Source organism: Actinomycetota bacterium, from assembly GCA_036280995.1.
Classification (GTDB): domain Bacteria; phylum Actinomycetota; class CALGFH01; order CALGFH01; family CALGFH01; genus CALGFH01.
In genome coordinates this window covers 1-18,836 of the sequence record DASUPQ010000774.1, presented here as the reverse complement: position 1 = coordinate 18,836, position 18,836 = coordinate 1, and the positions used below count along the sequence as shown (strand labels likewise).

19 protein-coding genes are annotated in these 18,836 nt (G+C 73.4%); 2 read left to right on the top strand and 17 right to left on the bottom strand.

Features of this window, described 5'->3' with window-relative positions:
- The 17 genes from VF468_25930 to VF468_25850 all read right to left on the bottom strand — a co-directional run.
- On the bottom strand, window positions 1-572 hold a 572-nt coding region (locus tag VF468_25930; protein ID HEX5881727.1), incomplete at its 3' end, for a FoF1 ATP synthase subunit a.
- 10 nt (window positions 573-582) lie between these two features.
- A complete protein-coding gene (locus tag VF468_25925) occupies window positions 583-750 on the bottom strand; it encodes an AtpZ/AtpI family protein (GenBank protein HEX5881726.1) in 168 nt (55 codons plus the stop codon).
- Window positions 751-822: 72 nt separating this feature from the next.
- On the bottom strand, window positions 823-1,236 hold the full coding sequence (locus tag VF468_25920; protein HEX5881725.1) for a hypothetical protein: 414 nt from the start codon (window positions 1,234-1,236) through the stop codon (window positions 823-825).
- 267 nt (window positions 1,237-1,503) lie between these two features.
- Complete coding sequence (locus VF468_25915; GenBank protein ID HEX5881724.1) at window positions 1,504-2,613, bottom strand: MraY family glycosyltransferase; 1,110 nt, start codon at window positions 2,611-2,613, stop codon at window positions 1,504-1,506.
- A gap of 29 nt (window positions 2,614-2,642) precedes the next feature.
- Window positions 2,643-3,221 (bottom strand): hypothetical protein, encoded by a 579-nt coding sequence (locus VF468_25910; protein ID HEX5881723.1) that lies wholly within the window; start codon window positions 3,219-3,221, stop codon window positions 2,643-2,645.
- Window positions 3,211-3,975, bottom strand: coding sequence for an L-threonylcarbamoyladenylate synthase (locus VF468_25905; protein HEX5881722.1), 765 nt, complete (start codon window positions 3,973-3,975; stop codon window positions 3,211-3,213). Before VF468_25905 ends, VF468_25910 begins: the two co-directional genes overlap by 11 nt.
- On the bottom strand, window positions 3,972-4,787 hold the full coding sequence (locus VF468_25900; protein HEX5881721.1) for a putative protein N(5)-glutamine methyltransferase: 816 nt from the start codon (window positions 4,785-4,787) through the stop codon (window positions 3,972-3,974). Before VF468_25900 ends, VF468_25905 begins: the two co-directional genes overlap by 4 nt.
- A complete protein-coding gene (prfA, locus tag VF468_25895) occupies window positions 4,784-5,863 on the bottom strand; it encodes a peptide chain release factor 1 (GenBank protein ID HEX5881720.1) in 1,080 nt (359 codons plus the stop codon). Before prfA ends, VF468_25900 begins: the two co-directional genes overlap by 4 nt.
- A 3-nt stretch (window positions 5,864-5,866) precedes the next feature.
- Window positions 5,867-6,862 (bottom strand): DUF1385 domain-containing protein, encoded by a 996-nt coding sequence (locus tag VF468_25890; protein HEX5881719.1) that lies wholly within the window; start codon window positions 6,860-6,862, stop codon window positions 5,867-5,869.
- A gap of 14 nt (window positions 6,863-6,876) precedes the next feature.
- The gene (gene rpmE / locus VF468_25885) at window positions 6,877-7,098 is read right to left on the bottom strand and encodes a 50S ribosomal protein L31 (protein HEX5881718.1); all 222 of its coding nucleotides are present in this window, start codon (window positions 7,096-7,098) and stop codon (window positions 6,877-6,879) included.
- Between the two features lie 171 nt (window positions 7,099-7,269).
- Window positions 7,270-9,348: a transcription termination factor Rho gene (rho, locus tag VF468_25880; protein HEX5881717.1), complete on the bottom strand. Its 2,079-nt coding sequence runs from the start codon at window positions 9,346-9,348 to the stop codon at window positions 7,270-7,272.
- 384 nt (window positions 9,349-9,732) lie between these two features.
- Window positions 9,733-11,955, bottom strand: coding sequence for an amylo-alpha-1,6-glucosidase (locus tag VF468_25875; GenBank protein HEX5881716.1), 2,223 nt, complete (start codon window positions 11,953-11,955; stop codon window positions 9,733-9,735).
- Window positions 11,956-12,069: 114 nt separating this feature from the next.
- Entirely contained in the window at window positions 12,070-12,963 is an 894-nt protein-coding gene (gene thrB / locus VF468_25870; GenBank protein HEX5881715.1) for a homoserine kinase, read from the bottom strand.
- Window positions 12,964-12,984: 21 nt separating this feature from the next.
- The gene (locus VF468_25865; protein HEX5881714.1) at window positions 12,985-14,553 is read right to left on the bottom strand and encodes an MDR family MFS transporter; all 1,569 of its coding nucleotides are present in this window, start codon (window positions 14,551-14,553) and stop codon (window positions 12,985-12,987) included.
- Window positions 14,550-15,011: a MarR family transcriptional regulator gene (locus VF468_25860; GenBank protein HEX5881713.1), complete on the bottom strand. Its 462-nt coding sequence runs from the start codon at window positions 15,009-15,011 to the stop codon at window positions 14,550-14,552. The genes VF468_25865 and VF468_25860 overlap by 4 nt, the downstream gene beginning before the upstream one ends.
- Before the next feature lie 101 nt (window positions 15,012-15,112).
- Window positions 15,113-16,159 (bottom strand): threonine synthase, encoded by a 1,047-nt coding sequence (gene thrC, locus VF468_25855; protein ID HEX5881712.1) that lies wholly within the window; start codon window positions 16,157-16,159, stop codon window positions 15,113-15,115.
- The gene (locus tag VF468_25850; protein HEX5881711.1) at window positions 16,156-17,484 is read right to left on the bottom strand and encodes a homoserine dehydrogenase; all 1,329 of its coding nucleotides are present in this window, start codon (window positions 17,482-17,484) and stop codon (window positions 16,156-16,158) included. The genes thrC and VF468_25850 overlap by 4 nt, the downstream gene beginning before the upstream one ends.
- A gap of 71 nt (window positions 17,485-17,555) precedes the next feature.
- On the opposite strand from VF468_25850, the gene VF468_25845 reads away from it, so the two are divergent.
- Both VF468_25845 and VF468_25840 read left to right on the top strand, forming a co-directional pair.
- Window positions 17,556-18,356, top strand: coding sequence for a maleylpyruvate isomerase family mycothiol-dependent enzyme (locus VF468_25845; protein ID HEX5881710.1), 801 nt, complete (start codon window positions 17,556-17,558; stop codon window positions 18,354-18,356).
- A gap of 207 nt (window positions 18,357-18,563) precedes the next feature.
- Window positions 18,564-18,836, top strand: a 273-nt coding sequence (locus VF468_25840) for a hypothetical protein (GenBank protein ID HEX5881709.1), incomplete at its 3' end; no start/stop codon positions are given.

Here is an 18,836-nt window from a genome sequence, read left to right as displayed (position 1 = left end):
GCCAGGGTGACCGGCCGGACGACGAAGGTCGAGATGAACTCGATCGGTGTCAGCAGGACGTAGACCGGCCACGGGATGCCGGGTGGGAACAGCGAGTTCCTGAAGTAGTGGCCGAAGCCCTGGCTGGCGATCCCGACGCTGATGAACAGCAGCAGGCTGCAGATGGCCATGATGGCCGGCAGGGCCATGCGACCGTTCAGCGGGAAGAAGACCGGCGGGGTGATGCCGCCCAGGTTGCCGAAGAAGACGAACACGAACAGGGTCGTCAGGTAGGGCAGGAAGCGCAGCCCCTCGCGGCCGATGACCTCGAGCACGATCTGGTTCCGAACAAAGTCGACGATCGACTCCATCACGTTCTGGAGCCCGGACGGGACCAGCTGGGGCTTGCGGAAGGCGAAGAAGAACAGCCCCCAGACCAGCAGCACGACCAGGAACATCTGCAGGACCACGCGGTTGATGCTGAGGTCGATGCCGGCGACCTCCAGGTGGACGATGTCGGGCCACTCGAAGATCTCGATGCCGGGGGCGTGGAAGCCCTCCCGCTGGGCGAGGGGAAGCGTCGCTGCCGTCATGGTCGCCCCGTCAGCTGCTGCCGTAGCGCTTGACGATCAGGTAGAAGGCCCCGGCCATGCCGACCACGATCCCGACCGCCACCAGGTAGCTGGTGCCCAGCCAGCGGTCGAGCAGCCAGCCGATGCCGCCCCAGGCGAGCACGCCGGCGATCAGGGTGCCGATGATCGACCAGACCATCTCGGCTCCCCTGCCTGGGGGCTCCCTCTCGGGCTCGGGCGGGCCGGATTCGCTCATGGGCGGGCGAATCTATCATCGCGACCCCGCCTGCTCCTCGTCGGTGACCACGTAGGGGACCCGGGCCCGCAGGGCGAAGCGGATCTCGGCCGCCAGGTAGATCACGGTCCCGGCGACCAGGGCGAGGGCGAACGCCTCCCGGTCGAAGGCGGTCGTGTCCCTGAGCAGGAACAGCAGCAGGCCGATGACGGTCATCTTGAAGATGAAGGTGATCACGGCCGCCGGCAGCATCAGCTCCGGCTGGACCCGTCCGGCCGCCCCCACGGCGAGCAGGGTGGCCGAGAAGAAGGCCACGGCCAGGGCCAGCCCGAAGGCGGCCCCGAGCAGGCCCTTGGGGCCGGCGGCCCACCAGGCGATGCCGAGCGCGACCGGCGCGACGGCCCCGGTCGCCAGCGCGGCCCCGCGGGCCATGCGTACCTCTTCGGTCATCGCCCACCCGCCTCCCGAGACAGGTCGTCCACGCAGGGCGCACCCGCCGCTGGTCGCGGCACCGTCCCCGGCGTGGAAGTGGACGGTGAATCTACCAGCCACAACCGCGGTCGCGCCAAGCGCGGCGGGCCCGCTTCGGCGGTCCCGAGGAACGCCCGGCCACCCCGGCCGGCGACGGGCTGGTCGGCACCGGCGACGTGGAGCGGCCGCTGGCCAGCACCCGGCGCCCCAAGAGCCCCAAGCTCCGGGGACGGTCGTCGTCCGCGGCTAGGGCACCGGCCGGCGCCGCAGGCGCGGGGAGAGCAGGCCGAAGATCCCGCAGGCGACCACGACCAGGAAGAAGGGGAGGACGCGGCGGGGGCCGGTGAAGGAGAGGGCGACCACGCTGCCGGCGAGCAGGGCGCTCCAGGCGTAGAGGATCAGGACGGCGCGGCGGTGGGAGTGGCCGATCTCCAGGAGGCGGTGGTGGAGGTGCTGCTTGTCGGCGGTCATGATGCCGGCGCCCGAGCGCATGCGGCGGCCGACGGCGAGGAAGGTGTCGAGGAAGGGGAGGGCCAGGACCAGGAGGGGGATGGCCACCGGGATCAGGAGGGCGAACTGGTCGCCGGCCTGGGGCTGGGTGGTGCGGCCGATGCCGGTGATGGTGGCGCCGGCCAGGAGGGTGCCGAGCAGCATGGAGCCGGTGTCGCCCATGAAGATGCGGGCCGGGTTGAAGTTGTGGGGCAGGAACCCGATGCAGACCCCGAAGAGCAGGGCGCTGAACAGCGGGGCCGGCGAGTCCTGGGCGATCAGGCCGGTGGCGCCGGTGCGGTAGCTGTAGACGAAGTAGGCCATGGCCCCGATGGCGACCAGGCCGGCGGCCAGGCCGTCGAGGCCGTCGACCAGGTTGACGGCGTTGACGAAGACGATCACCAGCAGGACGGTGAAGGGAATCCCGAGCTCGGGGGCGAGGCTGATGACGCCCTCGTCGAGGGGGCCGAAGGCCGGCAGCCAGAAGAACAGCACCTGGACGCCGCCGAGGGTCATGGTGGTGGCGGCCAGGATCTGGCCGGCCAGCTTGACCGGGGCCGACAGTCCCTTGAGGTCGTCGACGATGCCGATGCCGACCATCAGGGAGGCCCCGATGGCGATGCCGGCCGCCTCCGAGGAGACGAACAGGCCCGGGAACAGCAGCGACGACAGGGCGAGCCCGCCGATGAAGCCGAAGAACAGGGCCAGCCCGCCCAGGGTCGGGGTGACGATGGCGTGCATCTTGCGGCCGCCGGGCCGGTCGACGGCCCCGATCCGGAGGGCCACCGACCGCACCACCGGGGTCAGGCAGTAGGTGAGGGCCGCCGCCATGACGGCGACGAGGAGATAGGCCCGTAGACTGCCCACGAACTCAGCAACCTACCACGGGGCGCCCGTCACGGAGCGCCCGTCACGCCGGCCGGCATGGTCTTGACCAGGGCGGCGATCACGGGGGTGACCAGGCTGTCCAGGCGCTCGGCGCAGGCCGCGTAGGCCTGGGCGGGGTGGCCGAGGGGGTCGTCGATGTCGTCGCCGTCCAGCTCCCGGGCGTGCTCGGCGGCCAGGGCGACCAGCTCGGCCGGGAAGCGGGCCTGCCACCCCCACTGGCTGGCCACGCGGGCGAAGGTGGCCAGCAGGAAGGTGCGATGGGTCGCAGACCGGTCGTAGCTGAGCACGAACGGCCGGTGCTCGGCGGCCATGCACAGGATCAGGTCGGCGGCCCGGACCCGCCGCCGGGTCAGCTCGCGGGCGAAGTGGCGCTCCAGGCTGGCGCCCCTGGTCGCGGCGGCCAGCATCGACCGGCTGGCCGCCGGGTTGCCCTCCAGGGCGTGGCTGCCGGCCGACGACAGCCGGATCGGCGCCCCCGGGTAGCGCTCGAGCTCGCGGCGGGCCAGGGCCTCGGCCGTTGGCGACCGGCAGATGTTGCCGGTGCAGACGAACAGCACGCCGAAGGAGCCGTCGGGTTCAGCTTGCATCGTCGAAGGGCTCCTCGAGCACCAGCTCCAGCTCGGCGGCCGGGATGGCGCCCTCACGCAGGAGCCGCGGCCGCTTGCCGGTGAGGTCGACGATGCTGGACGCCGGTCCCTCGGGGGCCGGCCCGGCGTCGAAGAACACCCCGACGTGGTCGCCGAGCTGGGTGACCACGGCCGGGATCTCGCTCGGGGTGGGCTCGCCGGAGCGGTTGGCGCTGGAGACGGCCAGCGGCCCGGTGCGCTGGATCAGGGCCAGGGCGAAGTCCTGCTTGGGCATGCGCACCGCCACCGTGCCCCGCGAGTGGCCGAGGTCCCAGCCGATGCCGGGGGCCTCGCGCAGGACCAGGGTGAGCGGTCCCGGCCACCAGGCGGCGATCAGCGCCTGGGCCTGGTCGGTGACCTCGTCGACCAGGCCGATGGCCTGGCGCCAGGTGTGGACCAGGACCGGCAGAGGCAGGTCGCGGCCGCGCTGCTTGGCCTGGAACAGGGCGTCGACGGCCGAGGGGTTGAACGGGTCGCAGCCGACCCCGTACAGGGTGTCGGTGGGCAGCACCACCAGCCCGCCCCGGGCGATGATCTCGCCCCCGACCTCGAGCAGCCCCGGCCACTGCTCCTCGTCCTTGGACACGGGGATGATGCGCGGGTCGTCGGACTGATGTATCGGGGCACCCCCCTGGGGTTCCCCGAACCCCTCCGGATCCATCGGGGCACCCCCCTGGGGTTCCCCGAACCCCTCCGGCGGCTCCGGCGTGGTCATGGCCTGGTCCCTTCCAGGACCCGGTCGCGGCCGGCCAGGTCGGGGTGGACGGCCACGCCGGTCAGCCCGGCCGCCTCCAGCACGGCCGTGGCCGCCTCGGCCTGGTCCTCGCCGATCTCGCACAGGAAGGCGCCGCCGGGGGCCAGCCAGTGGCCGGTCCTGGGGGCCAGGCGCCGGAGCACGTCCAGCCCGTCGGGGCCGCCGTCCAGGGCCAGGCGCGGCTCGTGGTCGCGGACGTCGGTGGGCAGGGTGGCGATGGCCGTGGTGGGCACGTAGGGCACGTTGGCGCAGAGCACGTCGACCCGGCCGGCCAGCTCGGCCGGCAGGGGGTCGTCGAGGTCGCCGGCGAGCAGCTCGACCCCGAACCGCTCGGCGTTGCCCCTGGCCCAGGCCAGCGCCCCCGGGTCGAGCTCGGTGGCCAGGACCCGCGCCCCGGGGACCTCGGCGGCCAGGAAGCAGGCGATCGCCCCCGACCCGGCGCACACGTCGACCGCGACCCGCGGCGCCAGGGCGGCGCGGAGCCGGGTGGCCGCCCGGTCGGCCAGGCCCTCGGTCTCGGGGCGGGGCACGAACACCCCCGGCCCGACGGCCAGCCGCAGCCGCCCGAACGGGGCCCACCCGATCACGTACTGCAGCGGCTCCCCGGCCGCCCGCCGGGCCACCATCGCCCGCAGCACCGCCTCGTCCGCGGCCTCGTCCAGCAGCCAGTCGGCCTCGGCCGCGGCCGAGACGCAGCCGGCGGCGGCCAGCTCGCGGGTCGCCCAGGCGTGCAGCTCGCGCCCCCTGGTCCGGTCCAGCGCGGCGGCGGTCACGCCGTGGCCTCGGCGGCGGCCAGGGCGGACTCGGCGTCCCGGGCGGCCAGCTCGTCGACGATGCGGTCGAGGCCCCGGCCCTCGAGCACCCCCGGCAGGTCGCCAACGGACAGGCCGATCCGGTGGTCGGTGACCCGGTCCTGGGGGAAGTTGTAGGTCCGGACCCGCTCGGAGCGGTCGAGGGAGCGGACCTGGGAGCGGCGCTCGGCGGCCAGCTGGGCCTGCTGCTCGGAGATGGCCCGCTCCAGCAGCCGGGCCCGCAGCACCCGCATGGCCTTCTCACGGTTCTGGATCTGGGACTTCTCGTCTTGCATGGCGACGACGATGCCCGAGGGCAGGTGGGTGATGCGCACGGCCGAGTCGGTGGTGTTGACCGACTGGCCGCCGGGGCCGGTGGAGCGGTACACGTCGATCTTGAGGTCGTTGGGGTCGACGGTGACCTCGACCGGGTCGGCCTCGGGGAGCACGTTGACCCCGGCGGCCGAGGTGTGGATGCGCCCCTGGGACTCGGTCACCGGGACCCGCTGGACCCGGTGCACGCCGGCCTCGTACTTGAGCCGCGACCAGGCCCCCTTGCCCTTGACGGCGAACACGACCTCCTTGACGCCCTCCAGGTCGGACTCGCTCTGGGACAGCACCTCGACCTTGTAGCCGTGCTGCTCGGCCCAGCGGGTGTACATGCGGTAGAGGTCGTGGGCGAACAGGGCGGCCTCGTCGCCGCCGGTGCCGGCGCGGACCTCGACGATCACGTCCTTGGCGTCGTTGGGGTCCTTGGGGACCAGGGCCCGGCGCAGCTGCTCCTCCAGGCCGGCCCGGCGGGCCTGGGCGTCGGCGATCTCCTCCTCGAGCATCGCCCTGCCGTCGGCCGAACGCTCCTCGCGCAGGAGCTCGCGCGCGGTGTCCAGGTCCTCGCCCGCCGACCGCCAGGCCCGGTACGCCCGGACGACCTCGCCCAGCTCGGCGTGGCGGCGCGACAGCTCGACCAGGCGCGCCTGGTCGGCGAGCACCCCGGGGTCGGCGAGCTGGCGCTCGACGTCCTCGTAGGTCCGCTCGATCTCGTCGAGCCGTTCGAACATGGGTCAGCCGCCCTTGGGGAGGTCCTCCGGCGCCGCCAGATCCGCCTCGACCACGGCCCCGGGGCCGGCGACCAGCGGGGAGGGCAGGGGCGCCACCCGGGCCCGCCCGGCCGGGGGCAGCACCTGCTCCAGCGAGCGGATGGCGACCTCGATCATGTCGGGGCTGGGCGGCTTGGTGGTCAGCATCTGCAGCCACAGGCCGGGCTGCATCATGGCCTTGACCAGCTTGGAGCGCTCCCGGCCGGCGCCGAGGCGGATGCCCTCGTAGGCGATGCCGACGATCACCGGCACGGCCAGGATCTGCAGCGGCACCCGCACGTACAGGGGTGGCCGGCCGATGGCCGAGAACAGCACCGTGAACAGGATCAGGGTGACCACGAACAGGATCAGCAGGAAGTTGGTCCCGCAGCGCACGTGCAGGGTCGGGAACCGCGCGACGTTGTCCGGCTCCAGCGGCAGCTTGGCCTCGTAGCAGTGGATCGTCATGTGCTCGGCGCCGTGGTACTGGAAGACCCGGCGGATGTCCCGGAGCATCGAGATGGCCAGGATGTAGAGGAGGAAGAAGGCGAGGCGGGCCAGCCCCTCGACCAGGTTGAAGACCAGGTTGTTGGGCAGCTGGGACGACAGCCAGTTGGTCCCGGCGGCCGGGGCGAGGATGAACAGGGCGGTGAAGAACGCCGCCCCGATCCCGAGCGACCAGCCCATCTGCCTGTCGGTGAGCTGCTCCTCCTCCTCGAGGGCCTGGTTGCCGGAGATGGCCAGGGCCTTGACGCCGATGGCCAGGGAGTCGGCGAGCACGCCGATGCCGCGGAAGAACGGGAGCTTGAACAGCCGCACCCGGCTGGCCAGGGGCCGCAGGGCGTGCTGCTCCAGGTAGATCTCGCCCTTGGGGCGCCGGACGGCCAGCGACCAGGCCTCCTGGCCGCGCATCATCACGCCTTCCAGGACGGCCTGGCCGCCGTAGTAGAACGGCTTGCCCGTGGTGGCCCCGTCGCTCACGTCGGTCCGGCCGCTCAGGCGGTCGACTCTGGAGCCTTGCGCTTGCCGTAGCGCCGCTCGAAGCGCTCCACGCGGCCGCCGGTGTCAACCAGCTTCTGCTTGCCGGTGTAGAAGGGGTGGCACTTGGAGCAGATGTCGACCCGCAGCTCCGAAACGGTGGAGCGGGTCTGGAACTCCTCACCGCACGAACAGCGCACGGTGGTCGTCTGGTACTCGGGGTGGATGCCCTGCTTCATGGATGCTCGCAGTCCTCAGGTGGCTGTCGGGTTGGTGGATCCTATACCGGGAACGACCTGCGCCGTTCCCGCATTCCACAGGCCCCCCTGGTGATCGAAGCCGCGCGTCGCCTCACGCCCGCCCCCGATCGCCAGCGGCTTGATGCTTCTTATCGCGAGACGCGACTCCGATCAGTTGATGTTCGCCCGCTGGATGTGGCGGAGGAACTCGCCGTTGGTCTTGCTCTGGCGCATCCGGTCGACCACCAGCTCCAAGGCCTGGGCCGGGTCGAGCGCGCCGAGGACGCGGCGCAGCTTCCAGGCCACCACCAGCTCCTCCTCGGTGAGCAGCAGCTCCTCCTTGCGGGTCGAGGAGGCGTCGATGTCGAGGGCGGGGAAGATGCGGCGCTCGGACAGCTTGCGGTCCAGGCGGACCTCCATGTTCCCGGTGCCCTTGAACTCCTCGAAGATGACCTCGTCCATGCGCGACCCGGTGTCGACCAGGGCGGTGGCCAGGATGGTCAGCGACCCGCCCTCCTCCAGGTTGCGGGCGGCCCCGAAGAACCGCTTGGGCGGGTACAGGGCCGAGGAGTCGACACCACCGGAGAGGATCTTGCCGCTGGCCGGGGTGGCCAGGTTGTAGGCCCGCGACAGCCGGGTGATGCCGTCCAGCAGCACAACCACGTCCCGGCCGTACTCGACCAGCCGCTTGGCCCGCTCGATGGTGAGCTCGGCGACCTGGCAGTGCTCCTCGCTGGGGCGGTCGAAGGTCGAGTAGATGACGTGCGCCTTGGTGGAGCGCTGCATGTCGGTGACCTCTTCGGGCCGCTCGTCGGTGAGCAGGATGATGAGGTACACCTCGGGGTTGTTCTCGCTGATGGCGTTGGCGATCTGCTTCATCAGCGTGGTCTTGCCCGCCTTGGGCGGGGAGACGATCAGCCCGCGCTGGCCCTTCCCGATCGGGCACATCAGGTCCATCACCCGGGTCGAGATCTCGGTCGGGTTGTGCTCCAGGCGCAGCCGCTCCAGCGGGTACAGCGGGGTCAGGTCCTTGAAGTCGCGGCGGTTGCGCGCCTCCTCGGGCTCCAGGCCGTTGACCTTGTCGACCCGGGACAGGGCGGCGTACTTCTCGGAGTCGCGAGGCAGCTTGACCGTCCCCTCGATCTCGTCGCCGCGGCGCAGGCCCATCCGGCGGATCATCGACAGGGGCACGTAGACGTCCTCGGAGCCCGGCAGGTAGCCGTTGACCCGCAGGAAGCCGTAACCGTCCTGGGAGCGGATGTCGAGGGTGCCGGTGCGGCTGACCTCGGGCCGGTCGTCCTGCTGGCGGTAGTCGGGCCGCTCCAGCAGGGCGACGTTGCCCTGGTCGTTGAAGCCGCCGCCCCCGCCACCGCGGTTGCGGTTCCGGTTGCGGTTGCGGTTGCGGCGCCGGCCGCCGCCCTGGCCCTGCTGGTTCTCCCAGCGGTTGCCGCCGCCGCCCTGGCCGCCCCAGTCACGGTCGCGGTCGCGCCGCTGGCCCTGGCCGCGGTCGCCGCCGCCGCCCTGGTCCTGCTGGCCGTCGCCGCGCTGCTGCTGGCCGTCGCCGGCCTGGGCCTGCTGGTCGCCCTGCGGCTTGTCGCCCTGGGCCTGGTCGCCCGGGGCCTGGTCGCCCTGGGGGCCCTCGGTCCGGGTCGCCGGGGGCGAGCCCGCCTCGGCGGCCGGGGCCGGCTGCTCGGCCTGGGTTACCGGGGCTTCCTCGGCCCCGCCGGACGGTGCTGGACCGGACCCGCTGCCGGCTGGGCCTTCGTGGGTGACCTCGCCGTTGCTGCTGGGCTCGGTCAGGGTCGCTGGCGGGGCGCCGGCGGCGGCCGGCTGGCCACCGTTCCCGGACATCTCCACCGATGCGCTGCCGGCTGGGCCGTTGTGAGGTTCCCCGGACCCCTCCGGCGGCGCCTCGGCGTCGGCCGGGCCGCGGGAACGGCGGCGGGTCCGGCGCTCGGGGCCGTTGCTGGAGGCCTCGGCCTCACCGGCGCCCGGCAGCTCGGGCTGGTCGGGCACCGCGGGCGTGGCCTCGGCCTGGGCCTCCGGCGCCTCGGTGGTCGTTCCACCCCGCCGGCCCCGGGCCGGGGTCGACGAGGGCACGAACTCGACACCCTGGGCCTTGGCGATGATCGCGCCGATCAGGTCCGCCTTGCGGAGCCGCTGGTAGCCCTGGACACCCATGGAGGAGGCGATGGCCTGCAGCTCTGGCAGGACCTTTCCCTCGAGGATGTCTCGTTCGGTAGTTGCCATGTTCACCTTCCCTGTGAGGCGGCGACGTGCCGGCGGGAGGAGCCGGGGACCGTGGTCGCCGCCCGGTTGCCGGGGTCTTGAGATCTGGGGGTGCCGTGTCAGCTGCGGCACCGTGGGGAGAAACTCGCGCTCGCTCCTAATCCTGTTCCCGTCGACGGGGCCGGGCGGCGCGGCACGAACCGCACACCGCCGAGGGCTGGCGTCCGATCACGTGACCCGGTCGACTGCTCGAACGGAACTGGTGGTTGCCACCGCTGGCCAGCCTCGCCGGGATCGCCGAAATCGCCGAAGAATGAGCCGATAAGGCGGGGGCGTCGACTGAATTGGCCAGCGACTGAGACGTTCCGCATTGTACGGGCCTTGGCCGACCGAGCGCAACAGGGGTCACTCCTCCATCAGCACGCGGACGTCGCCTTCCTTGTCCAGCAGCGAGAACCCGGTCGTCTCCCCCCGGCGCTGGAACACGATCGACACCGTGGAGCCGCCCACTCTGAGAGCATGCAGCTCGACGGTGTTGAGCCAGCCGGGCAGGTGTGGCCGGTTCACGTTGATGGTGTTGGCGGGGGCGTCCGCCGAGATCCCGAGCATGGCCTGGAGCAGCAGGAACGGGGCGCCCGCGGCCCACGCCTGGGGCGAGCAGGCGACCGGGTAGGCCACCGGCCGGTTGGGCGAGCGCCGGGTGAAGCCGCAGAACAGCTCCGGCAGGCGCATGTCGTCGACCGTCACGGCCATCTCGAACATGGCCGTGGCCAGCCGGTTGGTCGCCTTGGCGAACCCGTAGCGCTTCAGCCCGGCGCCGATGATGGCGTTGTCGTGCGGCCAGATCGAGCCGTTGTGGTAGCTCATCGGGTTGTAGGCGGCGGCCGACTTGGACAGGGTCCGCACCCCCCAGCCGGAGAACATGTCCGGCGCCAGCAGCCGCCTGGCCATGGGCCCGGCCCGCTCGGGGTCGACGATGCCGCAGTACAGCCCGTGCGCCGGGTTGGAGGAGATGGCCGCCACCTGGCGCTTGTCGCCGTCGAGGGCCATCGCGTAGAACTGCTCCGACTCGACCCAGAAGGCCTCGTTGAAGGCGCGGCGCAGGCCGTCCGCCTCCGCCCGCAGGGTCGCCGCCCGCTGGGCGTCGCCCATGGCCTCGAACACCTCGGCCAGGCGCAGCTTGGCCAGGTAGATGTAGGCCTGGACCTCGGCCAGGGCGATCGGGCCCTCGGCGAGCTTGCCGTCGACGTGCCCCACCGAATCGTGCGAGTCCTTCCAGCCCTGGTTGGCCAGGCCGCGGGGGCTGGAGCGCTGGTACTCGACGAAGCCGTCGCCGTCGGGGTCGCCGTAGTCGGCGATCCAGGCCAGGGCCCGCTCGACGTTGGGCAGCAGCCGGCGGCAGAACTCCAGGTCGCCGGTCCAGCGCCAGTAGGTGCCGAGCAGCAGCAGCCACAGCGGGGTCGAGTCGATCGAGCCGTAGTAGGGGGTGTGGGGGATGATCCCGGCCCCGGCCAGCTCCCCCTGGCGCAGCTCGTGCAGGATCTTGCCCGGCTGGGCGTCGCGCCACTCGTCGACCTCGTCGGCCTGGAAGGCGGCCAGCACCTCAAGGGTCGTCCGGGTCAGGTCGGGGTTGACCATCAGGGTCTGGTGGCAGGTGAGCAGCGCGTCGCGGCCGAACGGGGCCACGAACCAGGGGATCCCGGCCGCCACCAGGCTGCCGTGCCGGGTCGGGGTGAGCAGCGCCCGGAGGTCCCGCAGGCCCCGCGACAGCAGCGAGTTGTACAGCTCGTTGTCGGTCCAGACCCGGGTGCAGGCCCGCTCCCAGGTCTCGTAGGAGCGGCGCAGGTCGTGCATGACGACGTCGAAGGAGCGCTCGGGGCCGGCGGCCGCCGTGGCCGCCCGCGGCTCGACGGTGAGCGCGATCAGCTCGGTCTGGGTCGGCTCCAGCCGCAGCTCCCACTCGGCGACCACCTGGTCGTCGACGACGTCGAGCCTGGTCGGGTCGAGCTCGAAGGCGATGCGGGTCTCGCGGAAGACGCCGTCCTCGCCCTCGTAGGCGAACACCGCCGAGCGCCGGTCGGCCTTGGGCCGGGCCAGCCGGCCCCTGACGGCCCGCTTGAGCCCGCGGACCTCGAAGATGTCGGCGAAGTCGGTGCCGAAGGTCAGGCGGACGGTCAGGGTGACCGCGGCCGCGTTGTAGCTCTTGATCCGGATGCGCTCGTACAGGCGGCCGTCGACGACCCGGGTGCGGCGGATGTTGACCGTGCCCTGGACGGCCGCGACCGAGCCGTCGTCCTCCAGCAGGTCCTGGTTGGTCAGGTCGACGTGGCTGGCGAAGGCCCGGTCGGCCGAGGTCGACAGCAGCAGGGGCGCGTGGCCGTCGACCTCCAGCCGGAAGTCGGACAGGTAGCGGGTGTCGCGCCAGTAGAAGCCGGCCCCGGTGGCCTGCTCGGCGTCCAGGTTCCCCTCGGCGTCGGCGCAGAGGAACATGTCGCCTTCCTTGGTCGACCACAGGCGCTCGGTGCGGGCGTGCATGACGGCCACCACGCCCTTGACCAGCACGCGGTTGACCGAGGCGTCGGCCAGCACGAACTCCTCGCCGGCGGGCGAGGTCAGCTTGTCGGGCACGGGAGACTCCGCGTCATTGGCTGCGGCGCAGAAAGCGGCTGCCTCATCCTTCGGCGGACCGCCAGGCGACTTGAGCCCGCAGTGTACCGCCGGCGTCCACCCCGCGAGGGCGCCTCAGAGGGCGCCGTGGCGGGCCAGCTCGAGGGGCCGGACCGACCAGCCCTCGGCCCCGTCGGCGGCCAGGGCCTCCTCGGCGTCGGCCACCACCCCGGCGGCCGCCGGACGGGGGCAGAGGACCAGCAGGGAGGGCCCGGCCCCGGAGACGAAGGCGGCGTGGCCGGCCGACCGCAGCCGCTCCAGCAGCTTGGCCCCGTCCGGGGTGTGGGCCAGCCGCTCGGGCTGGTGGAGGAGGTCCTCGGTGGCCGGCAGGAGCAGCTCGTGGTCGCCGGCCAGGGCCAGGGGCAGCATGGCCGCGCGGGCGCCGGTGTGGGCCGCGACCGCGAACGGCACCCGCTCGGGCAGCAGCCGGCGGGCCTCGCTGGTCGCCATCGGCTCGGGGGCGACCAGGGCCACGGCGACCAGGTCGGGATGGACGGGCAGGGCCCGCCGGCGGGGGCGGCCGTCCTCCACCCAGGCAAGGGTGGCCCCGCCGTGCAGGCACGGGGTGGCGTTGTCGGGGTGGCCCTCCAGCTCGCAGGCCAGGGCCAGCAGTTCGGCCTCGGGGAGGTCGGGGGCGACCAGCCGGCGGGCCGCGACCAGGCCGAGGACCACGGCGGCGGCGCTCGACCCGAACCCGCGGCCCAGCGGGAAGCCCTTGACGACCGAGAGGTGCAGCGGCGGCAGGGGCGTCCCGGCCGCCTGGGCCAGGCGGCGCATGGCCACCCTGATCAGGTTGTCGCGCCCGGTGGGGAGCAGCTCGGCCTGCTCGCCGCTGAGCTGGATGCCGTCGACCGGGGCCGGGCGGGCCTCGAGCTCGTCCCACCAGTCGAGGGCGATCCCGGCCGCGTCGAACGCCGGCCCCAGGTTCGCGCTGGTCGCCGGGGCGCGGACGTGGATGGGTCGTTCCATGCCCGGCAGCCTACCGCGAGGTCACGGCTGGCCGGTGCGCAGCGGCTCCTCCTTCAGCAGCAGCGCGACCACGATGGCCACGGCCACGAACGGGACGCCGACGAGGAACACGTCGTCCAGGGCGTTGGTGAAGGCGTGCAGGACCACGCTCCTGACCGGCTCGGTGAGCTGCTGGATGGCCTGGACGTTGTTGGCCTCCACCCGGGGCCCGCCGGCTCCCGGCCGGATGCCCGCCGCGGCGAGCTGCTCGGCCAGGTAGTGGGCCAGCCGGCTGGACAGCACGGCCCCGAACAGGGCCGCCCCGACCGACCCGCCCATCTGCCGGAAGAAGGTGATCGAGCTGGTCGCCGCGCCCATGTCCCGGCGCTCGACCGAGTTCTGCACGGCGGTGACGATCGTCTGCATGGTGAAGCCGAGGCCGGCCCCGAACAGATAGGTGTAGATCGCCACCTGCCAGAACGGCGTGTCCACGCCCAGCCGCGACAGGGTGAGCAGGGCGATGGTCATGATCACGGCCCCGATCACCGGGTAGATCTTGTAGCGGCCGGTCCTGGAGATCAGCTGCCCGGAGGTGATCGAGGTCGAGAAGATCCCGAAGATCGCCGGCAGCAGGGCCAGGCCCGACTGGGTCGGGGACATGCCCATGACCGCCTGGAAGTAGACGGGCAGGAAGATGATGGTCCCGAACATGGCGATGCCGGCCAGGAAGGCGAAGGCGTTGCCGACGCTGAACACCTGGATGCGGAACAGCCGCATGGGGATGATCGGCTCGACGGCGCGCCGCTCGATCCAGATGAACAGGGCGGCCAGGGCGGCGGCCCCGCCGAGCAGGGCCATCGCCCAGGTCTCGGTCCAGCCGAACTGGTTGCCCCGCCAGTCCAGGTACAGCAGCAGGCAGGTGACGGCGCCGACGATGGTGGCGGCGCCCAGGTAGTCGATCTTGTGCTGGCGGCGGATCACCGGCATGGTCAGCACCGCCGAGGTGACGAACAGCGCCGCCAGGCCGACGGGCAGGTTGATGTAGAAGATCCAGCGCCAGCCGGGCCCGTCGGTGAGCCAGCCGCCCAGCAGCGGGCCGGCGATGCTGGAGACGCCGAACACGGCCCCGAAGTAGCCCTGGTAGCGGCCACGCTCCCGGGGCGGGATGACGTCGCCGATGATGCTGAGGGCGATGGCGAACAGGCCGCCGCCGCCGATGCCCTGGAGGGCCCGGAAGGCGACCAGCTGGCCCATGGTCTGGCTCAGCCCGGAAAGGGCCGACCCGACCAGGAAGATGACGATCGCGACCTGGAAGATCAGCCGGCGCCCGTAGAGGTCGGAGATCTTGCCCCACAGCGGCGTGGTCGCGGTCGAGGTGAGCAGGTAGGCGGTGACGACCCACGACAGCTTGTCCAGCCCGCCGAGCTCGCTGACGATGCGCGGCAGGGCGGTGCCGACGATGCCCTGGTCGAGGGCGAACAGCAGCATGCCGGCCATGACCCCGGCCAGCACGAACAGGATCTGGCGGTGCGAGAGGTAGCTGGGGACGTCGTCGTCGGCGTGGCCGGCCTCGGTCGCCAGGGGTGGGGTGTCGCCTGCGGGTGAGGTCATCGGGTCTCCGGTTCTGCGGCCAGCCGGTCGAGGCTGTCGGCCAGCCGGTTCATGAGGGTGGTCAGGGCGGCCCGGTCGTCGGCGGGCCAGTGGGCGGTGGCGCGGTCCACCAGCGTCCCCCGGGCCCGCATGGCCTGGTCGAGGGCGGCCCGGCCCCGCCGGGTGAGCCGGACCTGGAAGGCCCGCCGGTCGTCGGGGTCGCCCGTGCGGGCCAGATGGCCGCCCACCTCGAGCTGGCGGACATGCCGGCTCGCGGTCGAGGTGTCCAGCCCCATCGCCTCGGCCAGCGCCGAGACCCGCAGCGAGCCCCGGGCGGCCACATGATGGAGCACGAACATCTGCGCCGGGTCGATCCGCCCCTCCGGCAGCCGCGCCCGCAGCCGCCGGGCCACGGTCAGCAGCGACACGACCAGCTCCTGTCCGCTGGTCGCCGTTCGGGTCGGGGTCGTCGTCGGCACCCGGCAACGGTGCCACAGATTGCTTGCACCATGCAACTACATTGGCCGGGTGAGGTTCGGGCGTGCCTGGTGGTCCGTGGTTCGTGGCTCGTGGCCTGTCCTCAGGCCAGCTCCAGGGCGGCGGCGGCGACCGCGGGGTCGGCGGTGATGCGGGTGGGCTCGGGGGCGCCGGCCAGGGCCCAGTCGGGGTCCTTGAGGCCGTTGCCGGTGATGGTGCAGACGACCCGGAGGCCTCGCTCCAGGCCGGTGTCGAGGAGGCCGGCGACCGAGGCGGCCGAGGCCATCTCCACGAACACGCCCTCCTCGCGGGCCAGCAGGCGGTAGGCGGCCAGGATCTGGCGGTCGGTGACCGCGGCCAGCCGCCCGCCCGACTCGGCCACCGCCCGCCTGGCCCCCTCGGCCGAGGCCGGGCGGCCGATGCGGATGGCGCTGGCGATGGTGGCCGGCCGCTCGACCGGGTGGCCGTCGACCAGCGGGGCCGCCCCGGCGGCCTGGAACCCGAGCATCCTCGGCCGCCGCTCCCCCGCCTCGGTGTAGCCCAGCCAGGTGGCGGTGATGTTGCCGGCGTTGCCGACCGGGATGCAGTGGACGTCGGGGGCGCCGCCGAGGGCCTCGGTGATCTCGAAGGCGACCGTCTTCTGGCCCTGGATGCGCAGCGGGTTGACGGAGTTGACCAGCGCCACCGGGTGGCGCTCGGCCAGCTCCCGGACCAGGACCAGGCAGTCGTCGAAGGAGCCGTCCACGGCCAGCACCCTGGCCCCGTGGACCAGCGCCTGGGCGAGCTTGCCGAGCGCGATCCGGCCCTCGGGGATCACCACCGCGCACGGGATGGCGGCCCGGGCGGCGTACGCGGCCGCCGAGGCCGAGGTGTTGCCGGTGGAGGCGCACAGGACCGCCCGCGCCCCCTCCTCCAGGGCCTTGGACACGGCCACGGTCATGCCCCGGTCCTTGAACGAGCCGGTCGGGTTGGCCCCCTCGACCTTCAGCCAGACGTCGCAGCCGGTCCGGGCCGACAGCACCGGCGCCGGCAGCAGCGGGGTGCCGCCCTCCAGCAGGGTCACCACCGGGGTGCTCGGCCCCACCGGGAGCCGGTCCCGGTAGCGCTCGATCAGCCCCGGCCAGGCCGGCCTCGTGTCCACCTTGGTCACCACCCCAGCACCTCGTCGGCCTCCTCGCCCTCGACCCGCATGGCGCTGGCCAGGTTGCCGACCACCGGCAGGCCGCGCAGGCCCTCGAGGACCCGCTGGACGGCGCCCTCCCTGGCCAGGTGGGTGACGAGCACGAGCTGGGCCTCCTCCCCCTTGCCCCGCTGCAGCACCGAGCGGATCGACACGCCGTGCTCGGCGAACACGGTCGCCACCTGGGCGAGCACGCCCGGCCGGTCGGCGACGTCGAGCGCGACATAGTACTGCGTGTCGACGTCGTCCATGCCGCGCACCGGGCGCTGGTACACACACGTGCAGCCGACCCCTCTGGCGCCCTGGCTGCGGGCCCTGGCCACGGCGACCAGGTCGCCGAGCACGGCCGAGCCGGTGGGGCGGCCGCCGGCCCCGCGGCCGTAGAACATCAGCTGGCCGACGGCGTCGCCCTCGACGAACACGGCGTTGTAGGCCTCGGTGACCCCGGCCAGCGGGTGGGCGTCGGGGACCATGGCCGGGTGGACGCGGGCCGAGACCTCACCGTCGATCTCCTCGGCGATGGCCAGCAGCTTGACCGTGTAGCCCATGCGCCGGGCGGCCAGGATGTCGGCCGCGGTCACGTCGGTGATGCCCTCACGGTAGACGTCGCCGGCCACCACCCTGGTGTTGAAGGCCAGGCTGGCCAGGATGGCGCACTTGGCGGCGGCGTCGAAGCCCTCGACGTCGGCGCTCGGGTCGGGCTCGGCGTAGCCCAGCTCGGTCGCCTCGGCCAGGGCCTCGGCGTAGCCGGCGCCGGTGGAGGCCATCCGCCAGAGCACGTAGTTGGTGGTGCCGTTCACGATCCCCAGCACCCGCCGCACCCGGTCCCCGGCCAGCGACTCCTTCAGGGGGGCGACGATCGGGATGGCCCCGCCGACCGAGGCCTCGAACTTGAGGTCGACCGCGGCAGCGTCGGCGGCGTCGAACAGCTCGCCGCCGTGGGTGGCCAGCAGCTCCTTGTTGGCCGTGACCACCGGCTTGCCGAGCCGGATGGCCTCCAGGATCAGCGAGCGGGCGGGCTCGATCCCCCCCATCACCTCGACGACCACGTCGACCTCGGGGTCGGCGACCACGGCGGCCGCGTCCCCGCTGACGCGCGTCGGGTCGACGGCCGGGTCGCGCTTGCGGGTCACGTCCCGCACCGCCACCCGCTGCAGCTCGATCGGCACGCCGGCCCGGTCCCGCACCGGCCGGGCGTGCTCGACCAGGAGCCTGGCCACCCCGGTCCCCACGGCCCCGCACCCGAGCATCCCGACCCTGAGCCCCTTCACGTCCCCTCCTGTCAGTCCAAGCATGGCCGGTCCATCTTGCCCGACCGGGCGGTACGCTGCTGCTGCCGCGGTTCGGAGCGCAGGGGAGGGATCGCATGGCCGCCGCCGTCGCCTACCTCGACCGGGTCGAGCCCGCCCTCGGCCGCGCCGCCGCCCGGTTCCGGGACATGGCCGTCTCGGCCCACTACCCCAACGCCAAGGTCCCGGGGACGGAGTGGACGATCCAGGACGTCACCGCCCACGTGGCGTCCGTGGTCACCCGCTACGCCGAGGGGCCCGAGGGCGGCGGCACCTGGGCGGAGCGCCCGGCGGACCTGGCCGGCATCAACCAGCGCTCGATCGAGGTGCTCGGCGGCGTCGCCATGGAGGAGCTGGGGGCGAGGATCGACCGGGACGTCGCCACCCTGGTCGCCCAGGTCCGGTCCTACGGCGACCCGCCGCCCTCGTTCCGCTTCCACGGCGGCGAGGAGGTGCGGGCCGACACCGGCCTCGGGATCCTGCTCGGCGAGCTGCTCGTCCACGGCTGGGACATCGCCCGCGCCACCGGCCGGCCCTGGCCGATCGACCCGGCCGACGCCGAGCTGGTCGTCGAAGGGGTCGAGCCGATCCTCCCCGGCTGGGTCGACCCCGAACGGGCCCGCCGCCTGACCGCCACCTACGCCCTGCGCCTGCGCGGCCAGGGCACCCACGTCTGGTCCTTCCGCGACGGCCGCCTCCAGGTGGAGGCGGACGGCCGCCGGCCCGACGTGACGATCTCCGCCGAGCCGGTCGCCCTGCTGCTGGTCCTCTACAAGCGCCGCTCGCAGTGGCCGGCGATCGCCCGGGGCAGGCTGCTGGCCTGGGGCCGCCGCCCCTGGCTCGCCTTCTCGCTGGCCGGCCGCTTCCACCAGCCCTGACGCCGGCCGCCGGCTCCCCCGCCGGAGGGAGTGGCGGAATCCCCCTGCCGGCCGAGGGCACGGCCGCGCCGACGCCCTGGCGTCGGACCCGCCAGGACGTGACGCGGCGGGAGGCGGAGATGGACGGTCGGCTGCAGGCCAGGGCGCCGGGCGGCCCCCCGGCGGCTCGGCCCCTACGAGCTGCTGGGCCGGCTCGGGCAGGGCGGTATGGGCGTGGCCTTCCTGGGCCGGGAGCGCCGCGGCGGGCGGCTCGCCGCCGTCAAGGCGATCCGGCCCGAGCCCGCCGGCGACCCGGCCTTCGCGGCCCGCTTCCGCCGCGAGGTCGAGGCCGCCCGGCGCGTCGACAGCCCGCAGGTGGCCCGGGTCCTCGACGCCGACCCGGCGGCCGCCCGGGCCGCAGGTCAAGGTGATCGACTTCGGGATGGCGCGGGCGGCCGGCGCCACCGTGACCCGATCGGGGCTGCGCTTCGGCACGCCGTC

What these genes read in the sequence shown, in the direction of transcription:
- VF468_25920 (HEX5881725.1), bottom strand. Translation starts at nt 1,236, where the DNA reads ATGACCGAAGAGGTACGCATGGCCCGCGGGGCCGCGCTGGCGACCGGG.
- VF468_25845 (HEX5881710.1), top strand. Translation starts at nt 17,556, where the DNA reads ATGGCCGCCGCCGTCGCCTACCTCGACCGGGTCGAGCCCGCCCTCGGC.
- VF468_25850 (HEX5881711.1), bottom strand. Translation starts at nt 17,484, where the DNA reads ATGCTTGGACTGACAGGAGGGGACGTGAAGGGGCTCAGGGTCGGGATG.
- prfA (HEX5881720.1), bottom strand. Translation starts at nt 5,863, where the DNA reads ATGTTCGAACGGCTCGACGAGATCGAGCGGACCTACGAGGACGTCGAG.
- VF468_25905 (HEX5881722.1), bottom strand. Translation starts at nt 3,975, where the DNA reads ATGACCACGCCGGAGCCGCCGGAGGGGTTCGGGGAACCCCAGGGGGGT.
- thrB (HEX5881715.1), bottom strand. Translation starts at nt 12,963, where the DNA reads ATGGAACGACCCATCCACGTCCGCGCCCCGGCGACCAGCGCGAACCTG.
- rho (HEX5881717.1), bottom strand. Translation starts at nt 9,348, where the DNA reads ATGGCAACTACCGAACGAGACATCCTCGAGGGAAAGGTCCTGCCAGAG.
- VF468_25925 (HEX5881726.1), bottom strand. Translation starts at nt 750, where the DNA reads ATGGTCTGGTCGATCATCGGCACCCTGATCGCCGGCGTGCTCGCCTGG.
- VF468_25865 (HEX5881714.1), bottom strand. Translation starts at nt 14,553, where the DNA reads ATGACCTCACCCGCAGGCGACACCCCACCCCTGGCGACCGAGGCCGGC.
- rpmE (HEX5881718.1), bottom strand. Translation starts at nt 7,098, where the DNA reads ATGAAGCAGGGCATCCACCCCGAGTACCAGACGACCACCGTGCGCTGT.
- VF468_25910 (HEX5881723.1), bottom strand. Translation starts at nt 3,221, where the DNA reads ATGCAAGCTGAACCCGACGGCTCCTTCGGCGTGCTGTTCGTCTGCACC.